This is a genomic window from Steroidobacter sp., from assembly GCF_016790065.1.
GTDB lineage: Bacteria > Pseudomonadota > Gammaproteobacteria > Steroidobacterales > Steroidobacteraceae > Steroidobacter.
In genome coordinates, this window is record NZ_JAEUPY010000205.1 from 1 (window position 1) to 1524 (window position 1524).

Below are 1524 nucleotides of genomic sequence, written 5' to 3' on the forward strand. Positions count from 1 at the left end.
CTCGACGTATGGATTGCCGCGCAACTTGCAGAACACGGTGGCGCCTTCGACCGACTCATAAGCCAGCCGATTCAACTTGCCGAACAGCGCGACCCGACTGATGTCTCCCATGCGTGCTTTGCTCCGGTACTGCTTATGGGCGGGTGGCCGCCGCTTCCTGTATCACTACATCCGCCGCATGCGCCCGACGCTCGCCAAGCCAGCTGGTCCAGCCGAGCGGATTCGTGCCGTCGAGACGCGCGCCGGGGATCTCCACATCGCGCAGGAGCAAACGCACCTGCCATTCCCATTCATCGTTCGTGTACAGCCGCACCAGCGAATGCAACTCGGCGAGACCTGCGGCGCCCGGCAGAAAATTTGCGAACGCCGTATGCGGCAGCGGACCCAACACGATCTCGAACTTGTGCTGGCACTGCCAGGTCGCTACGCCCAACGTCGCGTTACTACCGAGCGCAGCCTCCTCCAAACCACCGAGGCGACACCGCAGGTCATCGGGGATCTCCATCCACGAGCCGACGAACTGTCGCACCTCGACGTCGATGCCGAAGTAGTCAGCGAGCACTGCTTCGAGACCTTCGGCCGAGCGCGGTTGCGCGGCGAACAGCCCGGCGCGAGACAGCTTGGCGTAGTCCGGCGCCGAGTCGGCATCGCGCGCGCTGTCCGGCGCCATGCCGATGAGCGCACCGACATACGTGCGAAAGCGATCGCTGTCGGGTCGGTCGAGACTTACCGCGGGCTCCGACTCCGCCCACGCGCGATAGAACAGCGCGGTCAGTCGGTGCTGAAACAGATTGATGAAGTCGACAATGGTCGCGTCATCTTTGTGCCGCCGCCGTTCGTAAGCGAGCTCAGTCAAATGCAACGGCAATGCGCCGTTGGGACCGAACACGCCGAACGAGAATTGCTCGAGCCGCACGGGCTCATCTTCATTACTAATGAGCTGCGCCACGTCGCAGGGAGCGAACGACAGATGGGGCGCTTGGCCCAGGCGCACCGGATCGTCCGCGGCCTTGCGCGCTTCTCCGAGCCGCGGCCGGTCCGCGAACGACTGTTCGAGCAGCCGCAAGGCCGCGAACAGGCTGTAGCCGTGAGGCTGCGACTGCAGCTGTGTCAGGGCGTGATTGTTTAGATTGGGCGGCGACATCCCACCCTCACTGGCCAAGCCTTGACGACACCCCGCGCCACCGATGCGAGTCGGGTCTGCGTGAATGAATTCAGAGACACATAGCGCGCGAAGAATCGCTCCAGCACGCTGCCGAGCACGACGATGCCCGCGCCTTCGAAGGCGGCCTCGTCCAACGTGATCGCGATCTCAAGTCCCCGCGCATAGCTGATCGGGCCTTCCACCGGAGCGCGTCTCACCACGGTGTTGTAACCCACGCTACGCACGCCTTCGACCTGCCGCTGCGCGGTCACGTCGTTCGAATCCGCGTAGAGCGCGAGCATGTCGCGAAGCATCTCCGCGCCCGCCTCGGGCGTGCGATCAATCAGGGACAGATAGTTCAACGACAGGTGACTGATCAG

The 1524-nt window shown here is 63.9% G+C and carries 3 protein-coding genes; all 3 read right to left on the minus strand.

Features of this window, described 5'->3' with window-relative positions; genetic code table 11:
- Positions 1–111: hypothetical protein (locus JNL55_RS37410; RefSeq protein ID WP_415923041.1), on the minus strand; the 111-nt coding region annotated here is incomplete at its 3' end.
- A 22-nt stretch (positions 112–133) separates the two neighbouring features.
- On the minus strand, positions 134–1144 hold the full coding sequence (gene tssG, locus JNL55_RS08835; protein ID WP_293852156.1) for a type VI secretion system baseplate subunit TssG: 1011 nt from the start codon (positions 1142–1144) through the stop codon (positions 134–136).
- A partial coding sequence (locus JNL55_RS08840) for a type VI secretion system baseplate subunit TssF (protein ID WP_293852158.1) occupies positions 1126–1524 on the minus strand: 399 nt, incomplete at its 5' end. The genes JNL55_RS08840 and tssG, both read right to left, overlap by 19 nt.